This window comes from Pulveribacter sp. (assembly GCF_032079985.1).
GTDB lineage: Bacteria > Pseudomonadota > Gammaproteobacteria > Burkholderiales > Burkholderiaceae_C > Melaminivora.
In genome coordinates this window covers 660,175-685,270 of record NZ_DAMATK010000002.1, presented here as the reverse complement: position 1 = coordinate 685,270, position 25,096 = coordinate 660,175, and the positions used below count along the sequence as shown (strand labels likewise).

Annotated in this window: 23 protein-coding genes and 1 tRNA gene; 14 read left to right on the top strand and 10 right to left on the bottom strand. The window is 67.4% G+C overall.

The annotated features are described in order from the left end of the window. Nucleotides 1-9 precede the first annotated feature (9 nt). Complete coding sequence (gene msbA, locus RT282_RS09465; protein WP_313313423.1) at nucleotides 10-1,785, bottom strand: lipid A export permease/ATP-binding protein MsbA; 1,776 nt, start codon at nucleotides 1,783-1,785, stop codon at nucleotides 10-12. A 140-nt stretch (nucleotides 1,786-1,925) separates the two neighbouring features. On the opposite strand from msbA, the gene tolB reads away from it, so the two are divergent. The 5 genes from tolB (at nucleotide 1,926) to RT282_RS09440 (ending at nucleotide 5,598) form a co-directional block, all read left to right on the top strand. Continuing rightward, on the top strand, nucleotides 1,926-3,260 hold the full coding sequence (gene tolB, locus RT282_RS09460; protein WP_313314031.1) for a Tol-Pal system beta propeller repeat protein TolB: 1,335 nt from the start codon (nucleotides 1,926-1,928) through the stop codon (nucleotides 3,258-3,260). Nucleotides 3,261-3,321: 61 nt separating this feature from the next. Further along, nucleotides 3,322-3,870, top strand: coding sequence for a peptidoglycan-associated lipoprotein Pal (gene pal, locus RT282_RS09455; RefSeq protein WP_313313421.1), 549 nt, complete (start codon nucleotides 3,322-3,324; stop codon nucleotides 3,868-3,870). Beyond that, complete coding sequence (gene ybgF / locus RT282_RS09450; protein ID WP_313313419.1) at nucleotides 3,870-4,661, top strand: tol-pal system protein YbgF; 792 nt, start codon at nucleotides 3,870-3,872, stop codon at nucleotides 4,659-4,661. The genes pal and ybgF overlap by 1 nt, the downstream gene beginning before the upstream one ends. Further along, nucleotides 4,658-5,461 carry a tRNA threonylcarbamoyladenosine dehydratase gene (locus RT282_RS09445; protein WP_313313418.1) on the top strand — a complete coding sequence of 268 codons (804 nt, stop codon included), beginning with the start codon at nucleotides 4,658-4,660 and terminating at the stop codon, nucleotides 5,459-5,461. The genes ybgF and RT282_RS09445 overlap by 4 nt, the downstream gene beginning before the upstream one ends. Nucleotides 5,462-5,522: 61 nt before the next feature. Next, nucleotides 5,523-5,598: transfer RNA gene (locus RT282_RS09440), tRNA-Lys, on the top strand. A 60-nt stretch (nucleotides 5,599-5,658) separates the two neighbouring features. Here the strand turns inward: RT282_RS09440 and RT282_RS09435 are convergent. Together RT282_RS09435 and RT282_RS09430 are read right to left on the bottom strand one after the other, a co-directional pair. Then, nucleotides 5,659-7,485 (bottom strand): acyclic terpene utilization AtuA family protein, encoded by a 1,827-nt coding sequence (locus RT282_RS09435; protein ID WP_313313416.1) that lies wholly within the window; start codon nucleotides 7,483-7,485, stop codon nucleotides 5,659-5,661. A 5-nt stretch (nucleotides 7,486-7,490) separates the two neighbouring features. Next, entirely contained in the window at nucleotides 7,491-8,489 is a 999-nt protein-coding gene (locus RT282_RS09430) for a tripartite tricarboxylate transporter substrate binding protein (protein WP_312304726.1), read from the bottom strand. Nucleotides 8,490-8,597: 108 nt separating this feature from the next. Here RT282_RS09430 and RT282_RS09425 point away from each other — a divergent pair, with 108 nt between their 5' ends. Beyond that, nucleotides 8,598-9,509 carry a LysR family transcriptional regulator gene (locus RT282_RS09425; protein WP_313313415.1) on the top strand — a complete coding sequence of 304 codons (912 nt, stop codon included), beginning with the start codon at nucleotides 8,598-8,600 and terminating at the stop codon, nucleotides 9,507-9,509. Here RT282_RS09425 and RT282_RS09420 read toward each other — a convergent pair whose 3' ends face one another. Both RT282_RS09420 and RT282_RS09415 read right to left on the bottom strand, forming a co-directional pair. Next, nucleotides 9,510-10,136: a YqaJ viral recombinase family protein gene (locus tag RT282_RS09420; protein ID WP_313313413.1), complete on the bottom strand. Its 627-nt coding sequence runs from the start codon at nucleotides 10,134-10,136 to the stop codon at nucleotides 9,510-9,512. Further along, the gene (locus tag RT282_RS09415) at nucleotides 10,123-10,752 is read right to left on the bottom strand and encodes an ERF family protein (RefSeq protein ID WP_313313412.1); all 630 of its coding nucleotides are present in this window, start codon (nucleotides 10,750-10,752) and stop codon (nucleotides 10,123-10,125) included. The genes RT282_RS09420 and RT282_RS09415 overlap by 14 nt, the downstream gene beginning before the upstream one ends. 207 nt (nucleotides 10,753-10,959) lie before the next feature. On the opposite strand from RT282_RS09415, the gene RT282_RS09410 reads away from it, so the two are divergent. Continuing rightward, nucleotides 10,960-11,286: a serine/threonine protein kinase gene (locus tag RT282_RS09410; RefSeq protein WP_312304271.1), complete on the top strand. Its 327-nt coding sequence runs from the start codon at nucleotides 10,960-10,962 to the stop codon at nucleotides 11,284-11,286. Here RT282_RS09410 and RT282_RS09405 read toward each other — a convergent pair. Both RT282_RS09405 and RT282_RS09400 read right to left on the bottom strand, forming a co-directional pair. Next, nucleotides 11,283-12,203, bottom strand: a complete 921-nt coding sequence (locus RT282_RS09405) for a stomatin-like protein (protein ID WP_312304269.1) — start codon at nucleotides 12,201-12,203, stop codon at nucleotides 11,283-11,285. The genes RT282_RS09410 and RT282_RS09405 overlap by 4 nt on opposite strands. A gap of 44 nt (nucleotides 12,204-12,247) precedes the next feature. Further along, nucleotides 12,248-12,679, bottom strand: a complete 432-nt coding sequence (locus RT282_RS09400; protein WP_313313411.1) for an NfeD family protein — start codon at nucleotides 12,677-12,679, stop codon at nucleotides 12,248-12,250. 158 nt (nucleotides 12,680-12,837) lie between these two features. Between RT282_RS09400 and RT282_RS09395 the strand changes: the two genes are divergently transcribed. Further along, nucleotides 12,838-15,213: an arginine/lysine/ornithine decarboxylase gene (locus RT282_RS09395; protein WP_313313410.1), complete on the top strand. Its 2,376-nt coding sequence runs from the start codon at nucleotides 12,838-12,840 to the stop codon at nucleotides 15,211-15,213. 71 nt (nucleotides 15,214-15,284) lie between these two features. On the opposite strand, the gene RT282_RS09390 is transcribed toward RT282_RS09395, so the two are convergent. Beyond that, the gene (locus RT282_RS09390) at nucleotides 15,285-16,205 is read right to left on the bottom strand and encodes a DNA ligase (RefSeq protein ID WP_313313408.1); all 921 of its coding nucleotides are present in this window, start codon (nucleotides 16,203-16,205) and stop codon (nucleotides 15,285-15,287) included. Nucleotides 16,206-16,344: 139 nt separating this feature from the next. Next, nucleotides 16,345-17,145 (bottom strand): enoyl-ACP reductase FabI, encoded by an 801-nt coding sequence (gene fabI, locus RT282_RS09385; protein WP_313313407.1) that lies wholly within the window; start codon nucleotides 17,143-17,145, stop codon nucleotides 16,345-16,347. A 46-nt stretch (nucleotides 17,146-17,191) separates the two neighbouring features. Here fabI and RT282_RS09380 point away from each other — a divergent pair, with 46 nt between their 5' ends. Genes RT282_RS09380 through otnI form a run of 6 tightly spaced genes read left to right on the top strand, consistent with a single transcriptional unit; the run spans nucleotide 17,192 to nucleotide 24,139 of the window. Continuing rightward, nucleotides 17,192-18,997, top strand: coding sequence for an extracellular solute-binding protein (locus tag RT282_RS09380; protein ID WP_313313406.1), 1,806 nt, complete (start codon nucleotides 17,192-17,194; stop codon nucleotides 18,995-18,997). A gap of 59 nt (nucleotides 18,998-19,056) precedes the next feature. Continuing rightward, entirely contained in the window at nucleotides 19,057-19,518 is a 462-nt protein-coding gene (locus RT282_RS09375) for an isoprenylcysteine carboxylmethyltransferase family protein (RefSeq protein WP_313313405.1), read from the top strand. A gap of 35 nt (nucleotides 19,519-19,553) precedes the next feature. Then, nucleotides 19,554-20,591, top strand: a complete 1,038-nt coding sequence (locus tag RT282_RS09370; RefSeq protein ID WP_313313404.1) for an ABC transporter permease subunit — start codon at nucleotides 19,554-19,556, stop codon at nucleotides 20,589-20,591. Between the two features lie 5 nt (nucleotides 20,592-20,596). Further along, entirely contained in the window at nucleotides 20,597-21,628 is a 1,032-nt protein-coding gene (locus RT282_RS09365; RefSeq protein WP_313313403.1) for an ABC transporter permease, read from the top strand. After that, the gene (locus RT282_RS09360) at nucleotides 21,625-23,298 is read left to right on the top strand and encodes a dipeptide ABC transporter ATP-binding protein (protein ID WP_313313402.1); all 1,674 of its coding nucleotides are present in this window, start codon (nucleotides 21,625-21,627) and stop codon (nucleotides 23,296-23,298) included. Before RT282_RS09365 ends, RT282_RS09360 begins: the two co-directional genes overlap by 4 nt. Nucleotides 23,299-23,302: 4 nt before the next feature. Beyond that, nucleotides 23,303-24,139 (top strand): 2-oxo-tetronate isomerase, encoded by an 837-nt coding sequence (otnI, locus tag RT282_RS09355; RefSeq protein WP_313313400.1) that lies wholly within the window; start codon nucleotides 23,303-23,305, stop codon nucleotides 24,137-24,139. A gap of 35 nt (nucleotides 24,140-24,174) precedes the next feature. Here otnI and RT282_RS09350 read toward each other — a convergent pair whose 3' ends face one another. Beyond that, the gene (locus tag RT282_RS09350; RefSeq protein ID WP_312304248.1) at nucleotides 24,175-25,056 is read right to left on the bottom strand and encodes a universal stress protein; all 882 of its coding nucleotides are present in this window, start codon (nucleotides 25,054-25,056) and stop codon (nucleotides 24,175-24,177) included. Between the last annotated feature and the right edge of the window lie 40 nt (nucleotides 25,057-25,096).

Below are 25,096 nucleotides of genomic sequence, written 5' to 3'. Positions count from 1 at the left end.
TGATAGTAATCAGCCGGCCGGCCGCGCCTGCAGGCGGGCGTACAGGCCGCCCAGCGCCAGCAGTTCGCCGTGCGTGCCCTGCTCGGCGATGCGCCCGCGCTCCATGACGACCACGCGGTCGGCGTGCTCGATGGTGGACAGGCGGTGGGCGATCACCAGCGTGGTGCGCCCTCGCATCAGGCGCTGCAGGGCGTCCTGCACCAGGCGCTCGGACTCGGTGTCCAGCGCCGAGGTGGCCTCGTCCAGGATGAGGATGGGCGCGTCCTTGTACAGCGCGCGGGCGATCGCCAGGCGCTGGCGCTGCCCGCCCGACAGCTGGGTGGCGTTATGCCCCACCACGGTGTGCATGCCCTGCGCCAGCGTGGCCACGTGCTGCGCCAGGTTGGCGGCGGCCAGGCAGTCCTGCACGCGCTGCTCGTCCACCGGCATACCCAGAGCCACGTTGGCGGCGATGCTGTCGTTGAACATCACCACGTCCTGGCTGACCAGGGCGAACTGCGCGCGCAGCGAGGCCAGGTCCCAGTCGCGCACCGGCACGCCGTCCAGCAGCACGGCGCCGGAGGCCGGTTCCAGAAAGCGCGGCAGCAGGTTGACCAGCGTGGTCTTGCCCGCGCCTGAGGGCCCGACCAGGGCCACCACCTCGCCCGGGCGGATGGCCAGGCTCACGCCGGCCAGGGCCGGCGCGTGCGCGTCGGTGAAGGACACGTGCACGTCCTGCAGCTCGATCGCTCCTTGGGCGCGCTCGGCTCGGTGGCTGCCGCTGCTCTCGGGCTCGGCCTGGCTGAGCAGCGCCAGGCCCCGCTCCAGCGCCGCCACGCCGCGCGTGATGGGGTTGGCCACGTCCGCCATGCGGCGAATCGGCGCGATCAGCATCAGCATGGCCGCGATGAACGAGGCAAATCCGCCCACGGTCACGTCGCCCGCGCCGCTGGCGCGGCTTTGCCACAGGGCAATGCAGATCACGGCGGACAGGGCGCAGGCGGCCAGCAGCTGGGTGGTGGGCGTCATCGCCGCCGAGGAAATGGTGGACTTGATGGCCAGCTTGCGCAGTTGCTGGCTGAGCACGCCGAAGCGCCCGGCCTGCTGCTGCTGCGCGCCGTGCAGGCGCACCATGCGGTGGGCCAGCACGTTCTCCTCGACCACATAGGCCAGGTCGTCGGTGGCCTGCTGGCTGGTCTTGGTGATGCGGTACAGGCGGCGCGACAGGGTCTTCATGATCCAGGCCACGCCCGGCACCATGACGGCCACGATCAGCGTCAGCTGCCAGTTCAGATAGATCAGGTAGCCCAGCAGCGCCACCAGCGTGAAGCCGTCGCGCGACACGCCCATGAGCGCCTGCACCAGCGCCGTGAAGCCGGCCTGCACCTCGTACACCACCGTGTTGGAGAGGGCGCTGGCCGATTGCCGGCCGAACAGCTCCATGCGCGCCACCATCAGCCGCTCGAACAGGGCCGTGCGCAGGCGCAGCATGCCCTCGTTGGCGATGCGCGCCAGCGCGTACTGGCCGGTGAACTGCGCCACGCCGCGCACCAGGAAGACGCCGATGATGGTCACCGGCACCGCCCACAGCGGCAGCGACTGGTCGGTGAAGCCCTGGTCGAGCAGGGGCTTCAGCAGGGCAGGGATGAGCGGCTCGGTGGCGGCGCCCACCAGCGTGGCCAGCACCGCCAGGCCCCAGGCCAGTCGCTGGTGGCCAAAATACACGTGCAGGCGCTTCAGGCGCGCCAGCAGCGACGGCGCAGGCGCGGCAGGGGCCGGCGCGGCGCTATGATTCTTTTCTTGCATGAGGGGCGGATTCTACGGACCGGCGCCGGCACAGTTTGTCACGCCACAGGCGGCCTGATGTGTAACATGACGGGCTTCGTTGTCCGGCCCCTGGCCCTTGACGGTGCTTCATTCTTCATTCGATGGATGCCCTGACGCCCATGCGCATTGACCGCTTTCCCTCTTCCCCTTCCTCCCCCCGCAGTCCCTTGTCTTCCCTCTCCTCGGCCGTGACCCGCCGCGGCGCCGCCGTGGCAATGGGCAGCGCCTGCGCCCTGCCGGCGCTGGCGCAGTTCCGGGTGGAAATCACCGGCGTCGGCCTGACGCAGCTGCCCATCGCCATCGCGCCGCTGCGCGGCGAGGCGCAGGCACCGCAGAAGATCTCGGCCATCGTTCAGGCTGACCTGGAACGCAGCGGTGGCTTCGTCGGCGTGGATGCCTCGGGTGTGGCGCTGGACGAGTCCTCCCGCCCCGACCTGGCCCTGTGGCGCCAGCGCAAAGCCGATGCGCTCAGCTCCGGCAGCATCACGCGCTTAGCGGACGGCCGCTTCGATGTGCGCTTTCGCCTGTGGGACGTGGTCAAGGCGCAGGATCTGGGCGGCCAGAGCTTCGTCGTCACCCAGGCCGATCTGCGGCTGGTGGCGCACCGCATTGCCGATTTCATCTACGAGAAGCTGACCGGCGAGCGCGGCGTGTTCTCCACGCGCATTGCCTACGTGACCAAGGTCGGCGCGCGCTACAGCCTGTGGGTGGCCGATGCGGACGGAGAGAACGCCCAGTCCGCCCTGTCCAGCCCCGAACCCATCATCTCGCCGGCCTGGTCGCCCACGGGCGCGCAGGTGGCCTACGTGTCGTTCGAGTCGCGCAAGCCCGTGGTGTACGTGCACGACGTGGCCAGCGGCCGCCGGCGGCTGATCGCCAACTTCCGCGGCTCCAACAGCGCGCCGGCCTGGTCGCCCGATGGCAGCCAGCTGGCTGTGACGCTGAGCCGCGACGGCGGCTCGCAGCTGTACACCATCGACGCCGGCGGCGGCCAGCCGCGTCGGCTGATGCAAAGCAGCGGCATCGACACCGAGCCTGTCTTCTCCAGCGACGGGCGCAGCATTTACTTCGTGAGCGACCGCGGCGGCTCGCCGCAGATCTATCGCGTGAACGCCGGCGGGGGCAACGCCGAGCGCGTGACCTTCCAGGGGTCCTACAACATTTCTCCGTCCATCAGCCCGGACGGCCAGTGGTTGGCCTACATCTCGCGCGTCGGCGGTGGCTACAAACTTCACGTCATGGACCTGAAGTCAGGCACCGTGACGGCAGTGACGGATACCAACGCGGACGAAAATCCCAGCTTTGCGCCCAACAGCCGGCTGATCGTTTACGCCACCCAGCAGCAGGGCCGCGATGCCCTCATGACCACTACGCTGGACGGCAAGATCAAGGCCCGCCTGGCGGGGCGGGGCGGCGACATCCGCGAGCCCGACTGGGGACCGTTCCAGAAATAAACAACCAGAACATTCACACCCCTTCCGTTCCACCGAACTACTGCTCTTCAGGAGAGTCCACATGCTTCAATTCCCTTTCAAACGCGTTTCCGCTGCCCTGGCCATTGCCGCTCTGATGGCTGGCTGCAGCTCCGGCGTCAAGCTCGACGATGTGCCGGTGGAGGATCGCGGTGCCACGTCTACGGCTCCCGGCTCCGGCGCCAACTCCGGCTCCACCGGCCAGAGCGGCGTCGCTCCCGTGGATCTGACCCAGTCCGGCCGTGAAGGGGAAGGCCCCGTGGGCGTCGCCCGCGTCATCTACTTCGACTTCGACAGCTTCGTGGTCAAGCCTGAATTCCAGTCCGCACTGGACCAGCATGCTCGCTTCCTGAAGAGCTCGTCGGCCCGCAAGGTCATGATCGAGGGCCACACCGACGAGCGCGGCGGCCGCGAATACAACCTGGCCCTGGGCCAAAAGCGCGCTGAGGCAGTTCGCCGTTCGCTGGCGCTGCTGGGCGTGCCCGACACACAGATGGAAGCCGTGAGCTTCGGCAAGGAAAAGCCCGCTGCAGTGGGCCATAGCGAGGACGCGCACGCGCAAAACCGCCGCGCCGAGCTGTCGTACCGCTGATGGCAGCGCCCTGGCAAACCTCGCGGCGCCCGCGCGCCGCGGCCCTGGCCGCCGTTTTCGCGGCCACGCTGGCGTGGGCCGGGCCCAGTTACGCCCTGTTCGAGGATGACGAGGCGCGCCGCGCCATCCTGGAGCTGCGCCAGCGTGTCGACGCGCTGACGCAGGCCAGCCAGCGCGCGGGCGAGCGTTCCGGCGACGAGGTCTCGCAGCTGCGCCGCAGCCTGCTGGACCTGCAGTCGCAGATCGAGGCCCTGCGCACTGAACAGGCCATGCTGCGTGGCCAGAACGAACAGTTGATGCGCGACGTGGGCGAGCTGCAGCGGCGGCAAAAGGACATGGCCCAGGGCGTCGACGAGCGTCTGCGCCAGTTCGAGCCCACCAAGGTCACGGTGGATGGCCGGGAGTTCCAGGCCGATCCGGCGGAGAAGCGCGACTTCGAAGCCGCCCTGGCGATCTTCCGCGCCGGCCGCTTTGCCGATTCGGTGCCGGCGTTCGGGTCCTTCCTGCGGCAATACCCGCAGTCGGGCTACGCTCCATCGGCACGCTTTTGGCTGGGCAATGCCCAATACGCCACGCGCGACTACAAGGAGGCGATCAACAACTTCAAGGCCTTGCTTGCGGCTGCGCCTGATCATGCGCGCGCCCCGGAGGCAGCCCTGTCGATCGCCAATTGCCAGATCGAGCTGAAGGACACGCGCGCTGCGCGCAAGACGCTGGAAGACCTCATCCGCACCTACCCGCAGTCCGAGGCCGCAACCGCTGCCAAGGAGCGGCTGGCACGGCTGAAGTGAGTGGACTGGCCCTGCCCCTTCCCATCCTGTCCGACGAAGCGGATGCCGAGCGCCGCTTCGGCGGGCTGGCACGCCTGTACGGAGTAGCGGGCGCTGCTGCCATTCGCCGTGCTCACGTCGCCGTGGTCGGCATAGGCGGCGTGGGCTCCTGGGCGGCCGAGGCCTTGGCTCGCAGCGGCGTTGCACAACTGACGCTGATCGACCTGGACCACGTGGCGGAATCCAACGTCAACCGCCAGGTGCATGCCCTGTCCACCACGCTGGGCCAGTCCAAGGTACAGGCCATGGCCGAGCGCATTGCGCTCATCCACCCGGGCTGCCGGGTGCATGGTGTGGAGGACTTCGCCGAACCCGGCAACTGGCCGGCCATTCTGCCGCCGGGCGTGCAGGCCGTCATTGACGCCTGCGACCAGGTGAAGGCCAAGACGGCCATGGCCGCCTGGGCTTTGAAAACGCGTATGCCCTTCCTCACCGTAGGAGCTGCCGGCGGCAAGCGCCACGGCCACCGGGTGGAGGTGGGCGACCTGGCCGAAACCACCCATGACCCGCTGCTGGCCCAGCTACGCTACCGCCTGCGCCGCGAGCATGGCGCGGCACAAGGCGGCAAGCGCATCGGAGTGACCTGCGTCTTCAGCCGCGAAGCCGTGGCGCCGCCGCATGCCTCGTGCGAGCTGGACGCTGGCGATGGAACGCTGAACTGTCACGGCTACGGCTCCACCGTCGCTGTCACGGCTAGCTTCGGCCTGTGCGCGGCCGGCTGGCTGCTGGATCGCATCGCCCTGTCCGCCCCGGCGGCATAAAAAAGCAAGCTATACTCCAAGGCTTCGCTGGAGCTGCAGCGAGCCTTGTTAAATAGGCCGTGGGTCGTTAGCTCAGCCGGTAGAGCAGCGGACTTTTAATCCGTTGGTCGCAGGTTCGAATCCTGCACGACCCACCAACCATTCATTCAGATCAAGCACTTGCACCCTATGGGGCGCAAGTGCTTTTTGTTCGCGCCTCAGCCAAGCGTGGCGTTCTCCTTGCGGCTGCCGGGGACTTCGATCTGCATCTCAAGCAGCATCTGCGCCATGCCTTTGCCCATGGGATCGTTGCGTAGCGACGATGGGCCGCCCCCGTCGAGCGCCTGGTCCATGACGAAGTTCAGGGCGTGCAGCCCCGGGACTTCGTAGCGGTTGATCCGCCCCTTGACCAGGTGGCCCAACTGCGCACGGACCCTCGCCGCGCTCAAGGTCTCCTTCAGAAAACCGTAGTCCTGCGGATCGCGCGCGAAGATTGCCACGTTGGAGGTGTCGCCCTTGTCGCCCGAGCGCCCATGGGCCAGCTGCAGCAGCATTAAGGTCGAAGACTCCGCCGCGCACGATGGGCTGGCCATGCCCTCGCTGTCCACAGAGCGAACATAAGGCAGAGGCGGCGCGCCATCGCAGCGAATGGAGACGCCGTGCCGCTGCCCGCCAAGGATGACGGCAGGCGCTGCAAGTGCGCTCTTGGGGACCAGGCAGGTATACAGCCGCGACAGCGGCTCCACCACCGGTCTGCTGTTGGTGGTGAGGGCGCTGCCGCTGGTGGTTCCTGGTGCGAAGGAGACACCTGGACTGCGGGATTCCCGCGAAAAGAGCTCTAAAGCCTCCTTCGACGGGTGAGTGACTGAAAGCCGGGCAATGGCCTCCCTCAGCGAAGCATGGTTTTGCGCATGCGGCCCGTATGCGTCCTCGGCGCCGATCACCGTCGCGGCGGATTTCGTGAAATCGGCGTATCCACGTGCCTGAAGCAGGTGACTCGTCCTCTCCAGGAGGGCGTCGCTGGTGCGCCTTGCCTTTCTTACGGCGTCAACGCCGAAGACGCACACCTGGGCCGTGCAGCGGTAGCCCTGCTGGTAGCTGGCCGATAGCTTGTAGGTAGCGGGAGCCGGCGTGCCCAGGGCGCCGTGGACGCGGATGCGATCCTTGCCAGCCGCGCTCACGGTGACCTGCGTGAAGTCGCAGACCACGTCGGGCAGCACGTAATGGGCAGGGTCGCCGACTTCGTAGAGGACTTGCTCGCTTACGGCCATTGGATCGATCAAGCCGCCGGTGCCGGCAGGCTTGCTGAGCTCGAAGGAGCCGTCTGGATGGCAGATGGCGAAGGGGTAGCCGATGTTCTCCCAGTCGGGCACGCGCTCCCAGTCGGTAAAGATTCCTCCCGTGGCCTGCGCGCCGCACTCCAGCACGTGCCCGGCCAGCGATCCCGCGGCAAGCAGATCGAATTGATCCGCCCGCCAGCCGAACTCGTGCATCAGGATGCCCAGCGTGGCTGCACTGTCCACGATCCGCCCGGTGACCACGATGTCGGCGCCGAGTTCCAGGGCGCGGGCAATGGGTACCGCACCCAGATAGGCGTTGGCGCTGTCGATCGACGCCGGCATCTGCTCGCCCGTATAGAAGTCGGGCGTTTCTTGCGCACGAAGGCTTTCGACCAAGTGCATGCAGTCGTCGCCTTCCACATAGGCCACCCGCAGGAACAGGTTGTGCTCCCTCAGGTGCCGCTCGATCGCGGCAGCGCACGCGGCCGGATTCAAGCCGCCCGCGTTGGCCACCAGGCGTATGCCTTTCTCGGCGCAGGTGGGGGCGATCTGCGGCAGCACATAGTCCACGAACTCCGCTGCATATCCCAGCGCCGGATCACCGCGCCGGGCTTGCGAGAAGCCCGAAAGCGTCATCTCCGCCAAATAGTCGAACACCAGATATTGCATCCCCGGAACATGCATGAGCTGCGTGGGCCCCAGGATGCTGTCGCCAATGAAGGCGGATGCGCCGCCGATGATGACGGACTCGGATTTATGCTTCATTGCCATCAATCGAAAGAAACGCCCAGGGACTGGATGAGCTTGCCGTTGCTCTCCGACTCGCTGCGGATGAACTGACCGAATTGGGCCGGCGTGCTGCCGACAGGCTCGGTGCTGATCGAGGCCAGCTTCTTCACGAGTTCAGGGTCCTTTAGCACCTCGGCGGTAGTTGCAGCTAGGCGCTCCACGATGGGCTGGGGCGTTTTGGCAGGCGCGAGCAGGCCGGCCCAGGCGTAGGCCACCATGTCGGGGTAGCCGGCTTCGCGCATGGTCGGGATGTCGGGCAGTACCGGCGATCGGTTCTCGCCCGTCACGGCCAGGGCCTTTAGCTTGCCGCTCTTGATGTGCGGGCCCATCGCCGAGACGGCATCGAACATGAACCCGACCCGGTCGGATAGCAGGTCCGAGACGGCGTCCGTCGTGCCCTTGTAGGGAACATGCTGGGTGGCCGTCATGCCTGCAGCCCTGACGAAGCGCTCGCTCAGAATGTGGGCGGCCGAGCCCATGCCGCTGCTGGCGTAGGTGAGCGGCGCCGCGCTGTCGTTGCCCAGAGAGGCCAGCTGCCTCGGCGCGCCTGCCGCTGGCCTGGCAGTCACCAGCACCAGCGAGGTCTTGGTCAGCTGGGTGACCGGGGCCAGATCCGTTGGAGCGAAAGGCAACTTCTTGTACAGCGCGAAGTTGTTGGCATAGGCTCCTATGACGATCAGCAGGGAGTATCCATCGGGTGCAGCCTTGGCCACGATGTCGGTGCCGATGATGCTGTTGCCGCCCGGCTTGTTGTCGACGACGAAGGGCTGGCCGAGCTTGTCCGCGACTCGCCGCATGACCTCTCGCGCAATGATGTCCGTATTGCCGCCCGCGGAGTAGGGCACCACAACCCGCACCGGGCGCTGCGGGTAGGCCGCGTTGGCCTCTGCAGCCGCAGAGGGCGCCCAGGCTATTGCCAGGGCCGCTGCGGCAGCGCAGAGCAGCTTTTGGGGCGAGGGAAAACGGGCAAGGTCTTTCATCGTGTCTCCTTGGTTGGTGTCCGTTTCATTATGGGAAGCGGTCTTGTGGGCCGCTATGCCTGAAAATGGTTTATCGCGATAACCAATTGGAATCAGTCTGCTCACTTCATGAACATCAACGACCTGCTCTGGTTCAAATGCGTGGCAGACAAAGGCAGCGTTCACCGCGCGGCTGCCGAGCTGGGGATCAGCCAGCCGGCCCTCTCCAAGGCCATCCGGCGCATTGAGGTTGCCCTGGGCCTGACGCTGTTCGAGCGCAGCGCACGCGGCATGCTGCTCACGCAGGCGGGCGCCGTGCTTCACCGCCGCGCCCTCGAGCTATCGGACTGGTCGGCCGGCGTGGCCGCCGATGTGTCAGGGCTTAAGACGGGCGATGTCCGCATCCTGCGCGTAGGCGTCGTCCCGGCACTGCTGCACTCCCTGCTGCTGCCCGCTGCCCGAACCCTCATGCAGCAGAAAGCTGCGCGGCTCTCAATCCGTGTCCAGCTGAGCGACGCCCTGGCCCAGTTGCTGGAAAACGGCGAGATCGATTACGCGATTGCTGCCATGAATGACGGTTTCGCGAACCAGTTCAGTCACCAGGTTTTGGGCCTGCAGCGCAGCTACGTCGTGGGACGCAAGGGACATCCGCTGCTCAAGCGGCCCTTTGAAGCGGCTGAACTGGCGCGGCAGGGCTGGGTCATGTCTCCCAAGCACATCTTGCTGCGGCAGTGGATAGACAGGTTCCTGCAAGACACGGCCGGTATCGAGGTGCGGCCCATGGTGGAGGTCGACGCCACCCCGACGGTGCTGGCCCCTTTATTGGTATACACGGACCTGCTCACCGTGCTGACCGAGGATGCACTGCACTCCCCGGCGTGCCGCAAGCTGCGCGCTTTGCCCGTGCCCGCGCCGACCTGGGATCTCAACATTGCCTTACTCTGGCGCCGGACTGCGCCCTTCGGGCCGCTGATGGAGGAGTTCCGAACGCTGGTCACCCGGGCAGCACGCTTTTCAGGCGTGGACGCAAAAGGCCCGTAGCTACGGCAGCTGCGGATTGCGATAGTCGCGTATCAGGGCCACCGTGGCCTGCACCTCGGCACTGAATTGCGTGATCGCCTCCTCCAGCCGCGCGATGTAGGCCTCGTCCCGGGGGATGCGGCGCACGATCAGGCGAGCGTTGGTGGGGAAGGCCGGATTGAAGCTCACGAAGTCCCACCATTTGCGCCCCGTGATCCACATCGAACCTTGTATCTGCGCGGTGTAGCCCGGCGGCTCGGCGGGCAGGGCCAGATAGTCGGCGTGGGTACGCTCGCGTGGGCATTTGATCTCCACGCCGCCGTCATCATCCACCAGGCCATCGGGCGAAACCCCGCAGGGCAAGTGTTCATGCAGGCAGAAGCCTACTTCGGTGACGAAGTTGCCCGTCAGCGCCTCGTACTCAGCGCGTGCCACAGGTTCGCGCTCCACGCCGGTTTCCATGGCCAGCGTGGTGAAGGTGTCCAGCGGCTGTCCTGTGATGATCTCCAGCGCCAGCTGCGTGGCATAGGCCTTGCGTGTCAGGCCCCGACCGGCCGCCAGCACGTCGGCAAAGCGGCTGCCCGTGGCCTTGCCCAGGCGTAGGGTGGTCCATTCGGTGCTGCCTTGTGGCGCATTACTGACCTGCATCGGTATCGGCTGTGGCACGCTGTGCGATCGCCTTCAACTCGGCATGGCGCGTGGCCAGGGCCAGGCGATCGCCTTGCGCGGCGTTCTGCCAGAAGGCCTTGTAGCTGTCCAGGCCGGCCTGGGCGGCTTCCATGGCAGCGTCCAGCAGGCGTTGTGGCGGCTCGGGCATTCCGGGATCGTCGTCCTCGGGATCCAGGTAGGACTCCGGGTCCATGGCCATGGTGGGTACGACGAACTGCTGAAACAGCGCCGTGCGAAAGGCAATGGACTGCGCCTTGGTCACCGCCTTGTCGCCTGCGTCCATGGCCTCGCCGAAGCACTCGCTGAGCACGAAGGAGCCGTCCTCGGCCGCAAACCTGAAGGTGCCCTTGAGCGTGCAAAAGCGGATGGCCCGCCCGTCCTTGGGATCACCCCGGAAGCGCTCGTAAATGTTCAACTCCGAATACGAAGGCGTGACGGTGATGCCATGCTTGACCAGCAGGGGCGACAGCTCGTTCATCGCGGATTCGATGCCCCGGAAGCTGTAGCCCTGCTGCACGTTGCGCTGCAGCTTGGCGATACCCGTGGTAGCGATATCCTTCATCACGCCGAGGACTGCGTCCTGAATTCTGCTCATGCGGCATCTCTTGCGGTTGGACTGCGACAGGAGCAAACGTAGTGCTCAGGCAGCGCGACGCTTGTAGGCCAACCGGTATTGCGCGGGCAGGCCTGGGGCGGTGGCCGCGACAGCGCGGCCCGCTCCTACCCGGATGCTGGCGCTGGCCCGACCGCACACAGGTGGGCAATTGGCCACCCTTGGGCCATGTTTTCAAGGAGGTACGCCATGCAGATCAAGAGCATTCCCGGCTCCGAGCCCGCCGACACCCCGGAAGAAGCTACCGCCCAGGCGGACACGGCGGCCGAGGCCAACGAGGTACTGAGCGCCGAGCAGGACGTGGCCGATGGCGTGGACGACATTACCGCCCATCCGTTCGATGACATTCCCGTTGACGGCCCGCTGAATTTCGACGACGGCACCGACATGGCTCGTCCCCGGGGCGATACGCGCCGCACTGGCGGCACGTGGGACGACGAGGGTGCTGACAGCGGCGAGCTTGGCCCGCCTTCAGAGATCATGTCCGACCGGGTCGAGCCCAGCGACAAGCGTTAGCGACCTGCTTGCTGGCCTGTTTTGACCATCTGCATGGCCGAGCCAAGCAGCGCTGAAACCTCGGTCATGTTGCTGGGCACGATGAGCGTGGTGGTCGCGTCGGCGGCGACCTTGCTATAGGCCTCGACCGCCTTTTCGGCGACACGCAGCTGCACTGCCTGTTCGCCCGCAGGCTGGCGGATGGCGGCGGCGACGCGTTCGATGGCTTGCGCTGTAGCTGCCGCCACAGTCAGCAGGGCTGTGGCTTCGCCCTGGGCGTTGTTGATGGCGGCCTGTTTCTCGCCTTCTGAACGCGCGATGAACGCCTCGCGCTCGCCGGTGGCGATGTTGATCTGCTCCTGTCTGCGGCCCTCGGAGGCCGCGATGAGTGCGCGCTTTTCGCGCTCGGCGGTAATCTGGGCCTGCATGGCACGCAGGATCTCGGCCGGCGGCGTCAGGTCCTTGATCTCGTAACGCAGCACCTTCACGCCCCAATTCAAGGCTGCCTCGTCGATGGCAGAGACCACCTGGGCATTGATCATGTCGCGCTCCTCGAAGGTCTTGTCCAGCTCCAGACGGCCGATGACACTGCGCAGCGACGTCTGCGCCAGCTGCGTGACAGCCATGATGTAGTTGGACGAGCCGTAGCTGGCGCGCATGGGATCGGTCACCTGGAAGTAAAGGATGCCGTCCACCTGCAGCTGGGTGTTGTCCCGCGTGATGCAGACCTGGCTGGGCACGTCCAGCGGGATTTCCTTCAAGCTGTGCTTGTAGGCAATGCGGTCGATGAACGGAATGATGAACTTCGGCCCAGGCGACAACGTGCCGGCGTACTTGCCCAGGCGCTCCTTCACCCAGGCGTGCTGCTGCGGGACGATCTGCACCGAGCGGATGATGAAGATCACGGCGATCACGAACAGGACAATGGCGACTTCCATGGCGGCTTTCTCGCAAGTTAAAAAACAGGTCAGGGGGCGGACGCCTATAGCGGATCGACCAATAGCCGGTTGCCCACCAGCTCGGCCACCCGATGCGGCCCGGTGGAGGGGGTGATGCCGGCGCGGTGCACCGCCGTCCAGCTGGCGCCGCGGTAGCGCACGATGGCGGTGCCGTCGGGCAGCCAGGCGTCGATCTGCACTGTCTCGCCGACATCCAGATTGACGCTGCGGTCAGCGCGGGCTGAAGGTTCGCCCGGGCGGCTGCGGCGCATGAAGTACGCGGCCAGCACGGTGGTCGCGCCCACCACGGCGCTCACCAGCACCTGTATCGTTGCCGACAAGCCGGCGTGCGCGGCGAGGGCGCCGGCGGCCAGGCCGATGGCCAGCATCAGCAGATAAAAGGTGCCTGTGAGCAGCTCGGCCGCAACAACTGCACCGACCATAAGCCACCACACAGTGGATGCATCCAGGTTCACCAGGCCTCTCCTTGAGATGGTTGATATCGGGCGTGCACAGGTTTGCACGCGGTTACGGTGATTCTGTGCGAAATGTCCGGGGCTTCACAGCGCCGACAGGCATATTCCGTACACTTCGCGCCTTTCACGTTTTTCCACCCGCATGCCGGAGGCAGCGCATGAAGTTTCGCTTTCCCATCGTCATCATCGACGAGGACTACCGCTCCGAGAACACCTCCGGCTTGGGGATCCGCGCCCTGGCGCAGGCCATCGAGGCCGAGGGTTTTGAAGTCCTGGGAGTGACCAGCTATGGCGACCTGTCGCAGTTCGCCCAGCAGCAAAGCCGCGCCAGCGCCTTCATCCTGTCCATCGACGACGAAGAGTTCACGCTGGGCACGGGGCACGATCCCATCGTGCACAGCCTGCGCCACTTCATCGGCGAGGTGCGCCGCAAGAACACCGAAGTGCCGATCTACGTGCACGGCGAGACCAAGACCGCGCGCCACCTGCCCAATGACATCCTGCGCGAGCTGCACGGTTTCATCCACATGTTCGAGGACACGCCCGAATTCGTGGCACGCCACATCATCCGTGAGGCCAAGAGCTACCTGGAGGGCGTGCAGCCGCCGTTTTTCAAGGCGCTGCTGGACTACGCCGAAGACGGCTCCTACAGCTGGCACTGCCCCGGCCACTCGGGCGGCGTGGCCTTCCTGAAGAGCCCGGTAGGCCAGATGTACCACCAGTTTTATGGCGAGAACATGCTGCGCGCCGACGTCTGCAACGCGGTGGAGGAGCTGGGCCAGCTGCTGGACCACAACGGCGCCATCGGCGAGAGCGAGCGCAACGCCGCGCGCATCTTCAACGCCGACCATTGCTTCTTCGTGACCAACGGCACGTCCACGTCCAACAAGATGGTGTGGCACCACACCGTGGCGCCGGGCGACGTGGTGGTGGTGGACCGCAACTGCCACAAGTCCATCCTGCACAGCATCATCATGACCGGGGCCGTCCCCGTCTTCCTGAAGCCCACACGCAACCACTTCGGCATCATCGGGCCGATCCCGCAAAGCGAGTTCGAGCCCGCCACCATCCAGGCCAAGATCCGCGCCAACCCGCTGCTCAAGGGCGTGGACGCCAAGACCGTCAAGCCGCGTGTGCTGACGCTCACGCAGTCCACCTACGACGGCGTGCTCTACAACACCGAAACCATCAAGGGCATGCTCGACGGCTACGTCGAGAACCTGCACTTCGACGAGGCCTGGCTGCCGCACGCCGCCTTTCACCCGTTCTACGGCAGCTACCACGCCATGGGCAAGAAGCGCGCACGGCCCAAGCAGTCGGTGGTGTACGCCACGCAGTCCATCCACAAGCTGCTGGCCGGCATCAGCCAGGCCAGCCACGTGCTGGTGCAGGACAGCCAGACCACCAAGCTGGACCGCCACCTGTTCAACGAGGCGTACCTGATGCACACCTCGACCAGCCCGCAATACAGCATCATCGCCAGCTGCGATGTGGCCGCCGCCATGATGGAGCCGCCCGGCGGCACCGCGCTGGTCGAGGAGAGCCTGGTCGAGGCGCTGGACTTCCGCCGCGCCATGCGCAAGGTGGAGGACGAGTTCGGCAAGGACGACTGGTGGTTCACGGTCTGGGGGCCGGACAAGCTGGTGGACGAGGGCCTGGGCCGCGCCGAGGACTGGATCATCCGCGGCGACAGCAAGGGCAAGAAAAACAACCCGAGCAAGTGGCACGGCTTCGGCCCGCTGGCTGACGGCTTCAACATGCTGGACCCGATCAAGTCCACGATCGTCACGCCCGGCCTGAATCTGGACGGCAAGTTCGATAAGACCGGCATTCCCGCGTCCATCGTGACCAAGTACCTGGCCGAGCACGGCGTGGTGGTCGAGAAGACGGGCCTGTACAGCTTCTTCATCATGTTCACCATCGGCATCACCAAGGGCCGCTGGAACACGCTGCTGGCCGCGCTGCAGCAATTCAAGGACGACTACGAGAAGAATCAGCCCATGTGGCGCATCCTCCCGGAGTTCTGCGCCCAGCACAAACGCTATGAGCGCATGGGCCTCAAGGACCTGTGCCAGCACGTGCACCAGCTCTACGCCAAGTACGACATCGCCCGCCTGACGACGGAGATGTACCTGAGCGACCTGACGCCCGCCATGAAGCCCAGCGACGCCTACGCCCACATCGCGCAGCGCAGGACCGAGCGCGTGGCCATCGACGAGCTGGAGGGGCGCATCACCACCAGCCTGATCACGCCGTACCCGCCCGGCATCCCGCTGCTCATCCCCGGCGAGGTGTTCAACAAGAAGATCGTCGACTACCTCAAGTTCTCGCGCGAGTTCTCCAAGCTCTGCCCGGGCTTTGAGACAGACATCCACGGCCTGGTGGAGATCGAGGACGAGGAAGGCCACGTGCGCTACTACGCCGACTGCGTGGCCGCCGAGAAGACCGAGATCCCCAAGTCGCGCAGCAACGCCGGCAAGGGCAAGAAGCTGGTGCAGGTCGGCGACGACGGGCCCTACAGCCGCATCATCTGAGGGCGCCGCCCGCGCAAGCGCCGCAGCGCAGTCCATTCAGCCGCCGCCGGCCTTGCCGGGGCGGCTTTTTGCTACCTTGTTGATAGCTGTTCGCGCTTGTCGGGCAAGGGCTGGAGGCCGTTTTGCCTTGTATCTGCCGCCGTGCCCGAGCCGGGCGGCGCATCGGCCCGCACGCGCCAGAAACGCGCGAAGCGCGGCAGGCCGCTGCCGGCGTGCGTGCCGTTGTAGCGGTAGGTCACGGTCGTGCCCACCGGCGGCGGCGCGCGGCGCTGGGCGTCGCTCAGGCCGCTGCCCAGGCGCAGCGTCTGGCCGCCGGGCAGGCGGACCAGCAGCGCGCCGGTCATGCCCCGGTACTTGCCCCGGCCCGGTTCGTGGCCGATGACCACGGCCTCGGCGTCCTCATGCGATTTCAGCTTGAGCAGATCGTCGCTGCGCCCGCCGCGGTAGGGCGCATCGGCGCGGCGCAGCATCAGGCCCTCGGCGCCGGCGCGCTCGTGCGTGCGCAGCTGCGCCATCAGCTCGCCGTGGCTGGCGACGCGCCACTGCACAACGGCTTGCACCCAGGGCTGGCCCAGCGCGGCCACGTGGCGCTGCAGCGCTGGCAGCCGCGTGGTGAAGTCGCCCGGGTGGCCCGGCAGGTCGAACACCATGTAGCGCAGCGCACGCCATTGACTGTCCACCGGTACGGCCTGCGCCACGGCCGACTGCGCGGCGGCGAACTGGCCGCGCCCGGCCCACAGCTCGCCGTCCATCGGCACCGCGGGCCAGCCGGCCGTGAACCAGGCCGGGGCGCGGATCGGGAGCCCCTGGCGGCTGAGCAGCTGCTGCCCGTCCCACACGGCGCGCACGCCGTCGTATTTTTCGCTGACCCAGTAGGCGGACAGATCCACAGCCGGGTGGTAGTGCTGCGCCAGCGTCACCGCGGGCGCCTGCGCTCCTGCGCCCGGGGACCAGGCGCCCCAGACGCCCACGGCGGCCCAGCGGGCTATCAAAAACCATAGCTGCCAGCGCTTGACTGGCGGGCGCCGGAGGTGGAAAAGACCATAAAAAATCCCGCAGCCGCGGGGCGCGGTCTGCAGGAGAGGCGGGGAGGGCGGCATCGGCAGAGTCTGCACGGCCGCGCCGGTTCGCTCAGACCTGGTCGGCCGACAGGCCCGCCGTCTGGCTGAAGCCGCCGTCCACGTAGGTGATCTCGGCCGTCACACCGCTGGCCAGGTCGGACAGCAAAAAGGCCGCGACGTTGCCCACGTCCTCGATGGTCACGTTGCGGCGCAGCGGCGCGGCGTCGGCCACGCGGCCCAGCAGCTTGCCGAAGTCCTTGATGCCGCTGGCGGCCAGCGTCTTGATGGGGCCGGCGCTGATGCCGTTCACGCGGATGGCGCGGCCGTCCTCGGTGCGGCCCACGGCTTCAGCCAGGTAGCGCACGGATGCCTCCAGGCTGGCCTTGGCCAGGCCCATGGTGTTGTAGTTGGGAATGGAGCGCAGCGCGCCCAGGTACGACAGCGTCAGCAGCGCGGACTTGTCGTTCAGGTAGGGCAGGGCCGCCTTGGCCAGGGCCGGGAAGCTGTAGGCGCTGATGTCGTGCGCGATGCGAAAACCTTCGCGCGACAGGCCGTCCAGGAAGTTGCCGGCGATCGCCTCGCGCGGAGCGAAGCCGATGCTGTGCACGAAGCCGTCGAACTTGCCCCAGGTCTGGCCCAGCTGCGAGAACATGGCGTCGATCTGTGCGTCGTCGGCCACGTCGCAATCAAACACCATCGTGGAGTTGAACTCCGCGGCGAATTCGGTGATCCGGTCCTTGAAGCGCTCGCCCACGTAGCTGAAGGCCAGTTCGGCGCCCTGCTGGTGGCAGGCCCGGGCGATGCCATAGGCGATGGAACGGTTGGACAGCACGCCCGTGACGAGCAGCTTTTTGCCGGCGAGGAAACCCATTGTTGTTCTCTCCAGAAGGTGTGTTTCAGTGATGCAGAATTGTCGCATGCGGTATTGGCTGACCTGCTTCGTACTGATGACCTGCGGGCTGCTGTCCGCGCCCGCCGCGTGGAGTGCCCACGCCTACGCCATGTGGGGCCAGCCGCAGCTGCCGCCGGACTTTGCGTACCTGCCCTATGTGAACCCCGACGCGCCCAAGGGCGGTGAGCTGCGCCTGGTGAGCAACCTGCGCGTATCCACCTTCGACAAGTACAACCCGTTCACCATCCGTGGTAACGCGCCGGCCTACCTGGCCTCGCTGATGTTCGACACGCTGCTGACCGGCTCCATGGACGAGACGGCCACCGGCTATGGCCTGCTGGCCGAGGACGTGAGCGTGGCTGGCGACGGCCTGTCCGCCACCTTCCGCCTGCGGCCCGAGGCGCGTTTCCACGACGGCAAGCCGGTGCTGGCGGCCGACGTCAAGCACAGCTTCGACACACTGATGGGCCCCTTCACCTCGCCCGGCTACAAGACCATGCTGGCGGACGTGGCCGAGGTTCAGGTCCTGGACGAACGCACGGTGCGCTACCGCTTCAGGGCGCCCAACCGCGAGCTGCCCCTGACCGTGGGCGGACTGCCGGTATTCAGCCGCGAGTGGGGCCAGGGCAAGCCCTTCGACCAGGTGGTGATGGACATTCCCATCGGCAGCGGCCCGTATCGCATCGGCCCGGTGAACTTCGGCAAGGACATCACCTACGTGCGCGACCCCGATTACTGGGCGCGCGACCTGCCGGTGCGCCGTGGCACGGCCAACTTCGATCGCATCCTGGTCAAGATCTACAAGGACAGCACGGCGCGGCTGGAGGCGCTCAAGGCCGGCGAATTCGACCTGATGCGCTTTTTCAGTGCCGGCGACTGGGCGCGGCGCGTGAATGGCAAGAAGTTCGACACCGGCGAGCTGGTCAAGGGCGAGTTCGCCAACAAGCTGCCGCTGGGCTTTCAGAGCTTCGTGCTGAACACCCGCCGCCCCCTGTTGGCTGATCACCGCGTGCGCGAGGCGCTGGGCCTGGCGTTCGACTTCGAGTGGATGAGCCGGCGCCTGTTCTACGGCGCCTACCAGCGTGTGCGCGGCCTGTTCGGCAACACCATGTGCGAAACGCACGGCGAGCCCACGCCCGAGGAAGTCGCGCTGCTAGCGCCCTTTCGCGCGCAGCTGCCGGCCACCGTGTTCGGCCCGATGGCCGAGCCGCCCACCACCGACGGTGCCACCACGCTGCGGGACAACCTGCGCCGCGCGCAGGAACTGCTGAAGGACGCCGGCTGGGAATTCAAGGACGGCGCCTTGCGCAACGCGGCCGGCGAGCCCTTCGTGCTGGAATACATGGACAGCAACGAAGGCGGCATCCGCACCCTGTCGGCCTGGATGCGCAACCTGGAGAAGCTGGGCATCACGCTCAGGTTCCGCTCGGTGGACTTCGCGCTGTACCAGCAGCGACTGCAGAAGTTCGACTTCGACATCACCACCATCGCCTACCAGGGCACCAACAACCCGGGCCAGGAGTTCGCCGACCTGTTCGGCAGCCAGGCGGCCGACCAGGAGGACTCGGGCAACTTCCCCGGCGTGAAGAACCCGGCCGTGGACGCGGCCATTGCCGCCATGGTCTCGGCCAAGACCCTGGAGCAGATGCTGCCCGCCTGCCACGCGCTGGACCGCATCATTGCGCACGAGCATTATTTGATCCCGCAGTGGTCCGCCGGCACCCACCGCATGGCCTTCAATGCCTGGCGCCTGGCGCGGCCCGACGTGGTGCCGCCGTATTCGCCTGGCGAGATGTGGGCGGTGGAAACATGGTGGTCGAAAAAACCATAGCTGCCCGCGCATGCCTGGCGCGGGCTGGAGCCCGATTTGACTGAATATATTGTCTGCCCATGAAAGCCCTGGAGCACACCATACCGCCGCCGCTGGTGGGCATTGCCTGCGCGCTGCTGACCTGGGCGCTGGCCGCTGCCGTGCCGGCCTGGCGCGGGGACGGCGGCTGGCGCCTGCCGCTGGTCGCGGTGTGCCTGGCCTTGGGACTGGCGCTGGATGGGTGGGCCCTGCTGGTGTTCAGGCGCCACCGCACCACGCCCAACCCCTTTGCGCCCGAGCGCTCGCGCACGGTGGTGCAGAGCGGGCCGTACCGCTTCACGCGCAACCCCATGTACCTGGGCATGGCCGTGCTGCTGCTGGCGCTGTGCCTGTGGCTGGGCAGCGCGCTGTCGCTGCTGGCCATCGCCGTGTTCGTGGCCTATATCACGCGCTTTCAGATCCAGCCCGAGGAGCGGACGCTGGCGGACAAATTCGGCGCGCCGTACCAGGACTATTGCCGCCGCGTGCGGCGCTGGCTGTGACAATCGCCCCTCGCACGCTGGCCTGCCCGTTCTAAATGTTCGCCTACATCCTCAAACGCCTGCTGCTCATGCTGCCCACGCTGCTGGGCGTGCTGCTGCTGACCTTCGTGGTCATCCAGTTCGTGCCCGGCGGTCCGGTGGAGCAGTACCTGGCCGAAGCCAAGGCCGGCATGGGCGCCGGCGGCGGCGCACGGGAGGGCGGTGGCATGGCCTACCGCGGCGCGCAGGGCGTGGACCCGAAGCGCCTGGAGCAGATCAAGCAGCTCTACGGCTTCGACAAGCCGGCGCACGAGCGCTTCGTGCAGATGCTGGGCCAGTTCGCGCGCTTCGACCTCGGGCGCAGCTTCTTCCAGAACAAGGACGTGTGGCAGCTCATCAAGGAGAAGCTGCCTGTGTCCATCAGCTTGGGGCTGTGGACCTTCTTCATCAGCTACCTGGTCGCCGTGCCGCTGGGCGTGGCCAAGGCGGTGCGCGCGGGCTCGCGCTTCGACTTCGTTACCACGCTCGTCATCCTGGTGGGCTATGCCATCCCGGGCTTTGTGCTGGGCGTGGCGCTGTTGGTCATCTTCGGCGGGCAGCTGCAGTGGTTTCCGCTGCGCGGACTGACCTCGTCCAACTGGGACGAGCTGAGCTGGGGTGCGCGCATCGTGGATTACCTGTGGCACATCGCGCTGCCCGTGACGGCCATGGTCGCCGGCAGCTTCGCCGTCACGGCCATGCTCACGAAGAACGCCTTTCTGGAGGAGATCCGCAAGCAGTACGTGCTGACGGCGCGCGCCAAGGGCCTGTCCGAGCGCCAGGTGCTCTACAAGCACGTCTTCCGCAACGCATTGATCCCCATCGTTACCGGCTTTCCGGCCGCCTTCATCGGCGCCTTCTTCGCCGGCTCGCTGCTGATCGAGACGCTGTTCTCGCTGGACGGCCTGGGCCTGCTCAGCTACGAGAGCGTGATCCGCCGCGACTACCCCGTGGTGTTGGGCACTTTGTTCCTGTTCACCCTCATCGGGCTGGTGACCAAGCTCATCTCCGACCTGTGCTATGTGTGGGTGGACCCGCGGGTGAAGTTCGATTGACGAGGATGCCGAGCAAGCCTTCCCTGTCCCCCGCGCGCCGCGCTTGGCGGCGCTTTTGCGCCAACCGTCTGGGCCTGTGGAGCCTGGTGCTGTTCTGCACCCTGGTGGTGCTCAGCCTGGCCGCCGAAGTCATCAGCAGCGACCGGCCGCTGGTCGTGCGCTACGAGGGGCAGCTCTATTTCCCGCTGCTCCAGGACTACCCCGAGACCACTTTCGGCGGCGACTTTCCCACGCCGGCGGATTACCTCGACCCCTTCGTGCGCGAGCGCATCACGCAGGGGGGCAACTGGGCGCTGTACCCGCTGAACCATTACGGGCCCGGCACGCTGAACTATTTCAGCCCGGAGCCCAACCCCTCGCCGCCCTCGCGCGAGAACTGGCTGGGCACGGACGACCGGGGCCGTGACATGCTGGCGCAGCTCATCTACGGCTTTCGCGTCAGCGTGCTGTTTGCCCTGGCGCTGACGGCGGTGGGGGTGCTGCTGGGCGTGGCGGCGGGGGCGGTACAGGGCTTCTTCGGCGGCAAGACTGATCTGGCCTTTCAGCGCTTCATCGAGATATGGGGCTCCATGCCCGAGCTGTATTTGCTCATCATCTTCAGCGCCGTGTTCGCGCCCAGCATTGCGCTGCTGCTGGTGCTGCTCAGCCTGTTTGGCTGGATGGGACTGTCGGACTACGTGCGCGCCGAGTTTTTGCGCAACCGCCAGCTGGACTACGTCAAGGCCGCGCGCGCCCTGGGCGTGCCCAGCCGGCAGATCATCTGGCGCCACATCCTGCCCAACAGCATGACGCCGGTGGTCACCTTCCTGCCGTTTCGCATGGGCGCGGCCATCCTGGCGCTGACCTCTCTGGATTTTCTGGGCCTGGGCGTGCCGCCGGGCACTCCCAGCCTGGGCGAGCTGCTGAGCCAGGGCAAGAACAACATCGACGCATGGTGGATCTCGCTGTCCACCTTCGCGGTGCTGGTGACCACACTGCTGCTGCTCACCTTCATGGGTGACGCGCTGCGCGACGCCCTGGATCCCCGTAAACAATGAGCCCTGTCATCCCGCCATCTCCTGAGCACAGTTCAGCGCCGCTGCTGCAGGTGCGTGATCTGCGCGTCGCCTTCGGCGGCAAGCAGGTGGTGCATGGCGTCAGTTTCGACGTGCACGCGGGCGAGAAGCTGGCGCTGGTGGGCGAGTCGGGCTCGGGCAAGACGGTGACGGCGCTGTCGCTGCTGCGCCTGAGCGGCGATGCCCAGCTGTCCGGCAGTGCGCTGCTGCAGGGCCAGGGCGATCTGCTGCAGCTGTCCGAGCGGCAGTTGCGCGGCGTGCGTGGGGGCGACATCGCCATGGTCTTCCAGGAGCCCATGACGGCGCTCAACCCGCTCATGCCGGTGGGCGAGCAGGTGGCCGAGGTTTTGATGCTAAAACAGGCGCTAACCCGCTCCCAGTCAGCGCAGGCAGCTATCGAACTGCTAGCGTCCACGGGCATTCCCGAGCCCGCGCGCCGCGCCGCCAGCTTTGCCCACCAGCTGTCGGGCGGGCAGCGCCAGCGCGCCATGATCGCCATGGCCCTGGCCAGCCGGCCGCGCCTGCTGCTGGCCGATGAGCCCACCACGGCGCTGGACGTGACGCTGCGCGGGCAGATCCTGGAGCTGCTGTCCGATCTCCAGCGCCAGACGGGCATGGCCGTGCTGCTCATCACCCACGACCTGCAGCTGGTGCGCCGCTTCGCCGACCGTGTGGCCGTCATGGAGCACGGCCACCTGGTGGAGCAGGGCGCCGTGGGCGAGGTGTTCGCCGCGCCGCAGCACGACTACACGCGCCGGCTGATCCACAGCGCCCCGCAGCGCGATGTGCATGAGGAGCCCGAGGTGCCGGGCCAGCCACCCGCCGCGCAGGCGAGCGGCCTGCGCGTGGCTTACCCGGTGCCGCTGCCGGGCGTGCGCGGGTGGTTCCGCAAAGGCGAATTCGTCGCCGTGAAGGACGTGGCCCTGCGCCTGCCGCAGGCGCGTACCCTGGGCGTGGTGGGCGAATCCGGCTCGGGCAAGTCCACACTGGCGCAGGCGCTGCTGGGCCTGCTGCCGGCCAGCGGCGAGCTGCAGGTGGCCGGCCAGTCCTGGCAGCAGCCCGCGCAGCACAACGGTGCGCACAACCAGCAGCTGCGCCGCCAGGTGCAGGTGGTGTTCCAGGATCCGTTCTCCTCGCTGTCGCCGCGCCTGACCGTGGCCGAGATCGTCGGCGAAGGCCTGCGCGTGCACGAGCCGTCGTTGGCTGCTCCGCAGCAGCGCGAGCGCGTGCAGGCCATGCTGGTCGAGGTGGGCCTGACCGAGGCGCAGTTCCCCGGCCTGCTGGAGCGCTATCCACATGAATTCTCCGGCGGCCAGCGCCAGCGCCTGGCCATCGCCCGCGCCCTCATCGTCCAGCCGCGCCTGCTGGTGCTGGATGAGCCCACCAGCGCGCTGGACGTGACCATCCAGCAGCAGGTGCTGGCGCTGCTGCAGCGGCTGCAGCGGGAGCGGGCGCTGTCGTATCTGCTCATCACCCACGACGTGGCCGTGGTGGCCGCCATGGCGCACGAGGTGCTGGTGATGAAGGACGGCGAGGTGGTGGAGGCCGGCGACGTACGGCAGGTGCTGCAACAGCCGCGTCACCCTTATACCCAGCGCCTGGTGGCCGCGGCCACGCTACAGGCGGAGTCATCGCTCCCCCTTTCCCCCTAACCCCATGCCTCGCTTTGCCGCCAACCTGTCCATGCTCTACGCCGAGCATGACTTCCTGGACCGTTTCGCCGCCGCCGCTCGCGACGGCTTCGCCGGGGTCGAGTACCTCTTTCCCTACGATTGGCCGGCTCAGGCCATCGCCGAGCAACTGGCTGCGCACGGGTTGGCGCAGGTGCTGTTCAACGCGCCGCCGGGCGACTGGGCCGCCGGCGAGCGCGGCCTGGCCTGCCTGCCGGGGCGCGAGGCCGAGTTCCAGGACGGCATCGTCCGCGCGCTGGACTACGCCCGGCAGCTGAACTGCGAGCGCGTGCACGTCATGGCCGGCCTGGCACCGGCGGGTGTGCCCCACGAGCAGTTGCACCAGACCTACGTGCAGCGCCTGCGCTGGGCTGCGGCGCAGGCAGCCGCGCAGGGCGTTCGCCTGCTGATCGAACCCATCAACGGCCGCGACATGCCAGGCTACTTCCTGCAGCGGCAGGCCCAGGCGCACGCGCTTGTGCAGGAGATCGGCGCGCCCGACGTGCGGGTGCAGCTGGACCTGTACCACCTGCAGATCATGGAAGGCGACGTGACCACGGCGCTGCGCCGCGACCTGCCCACGGGCCGCGTTGGGCACCTGCAGATCGCCGGCGTGCCCGATCGCGGCGAGCCGGACCAGGGCGAACTGAACGGCCCCTACCTCTTCGGCGTGATCGACGAGCTGGCCACCGGCTGTGGCTGGGACGGCTGGGTGGGCTGCGAGTACCGCCCGCGCGACACCCGCCCCGGCGGCACCCAGCGCGGGCTGGCCTGGATGCGCCGCTGGTTGCAAGGCAAAAGCGGCTCTGGTCCGCTTCAATAAAGCGCGAGCAGCTATGCTTTAAGGAGCAGTGGTGGTTAGTGCAGCACCAGTACTGGCACGCTGCACAGGCGCAGCAGCGCCGTGGTGGTGCTGCCCACGATGAGCTGGCGGATGCGCGAGTGCCCGTAGGCGCCCAGCACCAGCAGCGCGTCGCTGCGCTCTTCCATGAGGGCAGGGATGGTCTCTTCGGGCGCGCCGGGAACGATTTGCGTGCCCACCTCGAAGCCCGCCGCGGTCAGCAGCGCCTGCGCCTCGTCCAGGCACTGGCGCGCCTGGGCCGTGGGCTCGCCGGCCATCGCCAGCAGGGCCGGCATGCCGCGCAGCAGCGGGCTGCGCGCCACGGCCTGCACGGCGCGGTGGGCGGTGGCGCTGCCGTCGTAGGCCACCACGAAGCTGCGCGGCGCGGTGAATTCGGTGCGCGTGACCACCAGGACGGGTTGGCGCACCTGGCGCACCACGCTTTCCACGCGATGGTCCAGGCGCAGCTTGCGCGCGCTGGTGGCGGGGCGGTTGCTGCCCAGTACGAACAGGCGGGCGCCGGGCTCGTGCTCCAGCAACACGTCGGTCAGCTCGCCGTGGCGCAGCAGCACCTGCAGCGCGGGCACCGATTCTTCGGGCACGCGGGTGCGCGCCTGCTCCAGCATGTGGCGCGCAGCCTGCTGGGCCAGCTGGGTGCGTTCCTCGTCCAGCGCGTTCAGGCGCTGCAGCAGCAGGTCCTGCGCGCCCATGCCGATCACGCCGCTGTAATCACCCACGGGGGGCAGGGGCTCGGGCTGCTGCAGGGCGTGCAGCAGCGCCAGCGGCGCGCCCAGCCGCTGCGTGGCCCAGATGGCGCCGTCCACCACGGCAGGGGTACTGGCCAGTCCGTCCAGGCAGGCGAAGACGGTGTTGGGCAAAGGGGCGGTGTTGTCGGTCATGGCGGCCTCGGCTCTCGGACGGTCAGGTTCGCCAGTGTGG

Coding starts and splice junctions, on each gene's coding strand:
- RT282_RS09410 (WP_312304271.1), top strand. CDS start 10,960: ATGCAGATCAAGAGCATTCCCGGCTCCGAGCCCGCCGACACCCCGGAA.
- ybgF (WP_313313419.1), top strand. CDS start 3,870: ATGGCAGCGCCCTGGCAAACCTCGCGGCGCCCGCGCGCCGCGGCCCTG.
- RT282_RS09370 (WP_313313404.1), top strand. CDS start 19,554: ATGTTCGCCTACATCCTCAAACGCCTGCTGCTCATGCTGCCCACGCTG.
- RT282_RS09430 (WP_312304726.1), bottom strand. CDS start 8,489: ATGAAAGACCTTGCCCGTTTTCCCTCGCCCCAAAAGCTGCTCTGCGCT.
- RT282_RS09420 (WP_313313413.1), bottom strand. CDS start 10,136: ATGCAGGTCAGTAATGCGCCACAAGGCAGCACCGAATGGACCACCCTA.
- RT282_RS09360 (WP_313313402.1), top strand. CDS start 21,625: ATGAGCCCTGTCATCCCGCCATCTCCTGAGCACAGTTCAGCGCCGCTG.
- RT282_RS09405 (WP_312304269.1), bottom strand. CDS start 12,203: ATGGAAGTCGCCATTGTCCTGTTCGTGATCGCCGTGATCTTCATCATC.
- tolB (WP_313314031.1), top strand. CDS start 1,926: ATGCGCATTGACCGCTTTCCCTCTTCCCCTTCCTCCCCCCGCAGTCCC.
- RT282_RS09435 (WP_313313416.1), bottom strand. CDS start 7,485: ATGAAGCATAAATCCGAGTCCGTCATCATCGGCGGCGCATCCGCCTTC.
- fabI (WP_313313407.1), bottom strand. CDS start 17,145: ATGGGTTTCCTCGCCGGCAAAAAGCTGCTCGTCACGGGCGTGCTGTCC.
- RT282_RS09415 (WP_313313412.1), bottom strand. CDS start 10,752: ATGAGCAGAATTCAGGACGCAGTCCTCGGCGTGATGAAGGATATCGCT.
- RT282_RS09350 (WP_312304248.1), bottom strand. CDS start 25,056: ATGACCGACAACACCGCCCCTTTGCCCAACACCGTCTTCGCCTGCCTG.
- otnI (WP_313313400.1), top strand. CDS start 23,303: ATGCCTCGCTTTGCCGCCAACCTGTCCATGCTCTACGCCGAGCATGAC.
- RT282_RS09395 (WP_313313410.1), top strand. CDS start 12,838: ATGAAGTTTCGCTTTCCCATCGTCATCATCGACGAGGACTACCGCTCC.
- RT282_RS09375 (WP_313313405.1), top strand. CDS start 19,057: ATGAAAGCCCTGGAGCACACCATACCGCCGCCGCTGGTGGGCATTGCC.
- RT282_RS09365 (WP_313313403.1), top strand. CDS start 20,597: ATGCCGAGCAAGCCTTCCCTGTCCCCCGCGCGCCGCGCTTGGCGGCGC.
- RT282_RS09425 (WP_313313415.1), top strand. CDS start 8,598: ATGAACATCAACGACCTGCTCTGGTTCAAATGCGTGGCAGACAAAGGC.
- RT282_RS09380 (WP_313313406.1), top strand. CDS start 17,192: ATGCGGTATTGGCTGACCTGCTTCGTACTGATGACCTGCGGGCTGCTG.
- pal (WP_313313421.1), top strand. CDS start 3,322: ATGCTTCAATTCCCTTTCAAACGCGTTTCCGCTGCCCTGGCCATTGCC.
- msbA (WP_313313423.1), bottom strand. CDS start 1,785: ATGCAAGAAAAGAATCATAGCGCCGCGCCGGCCCCTGCCGCGCCTGCG.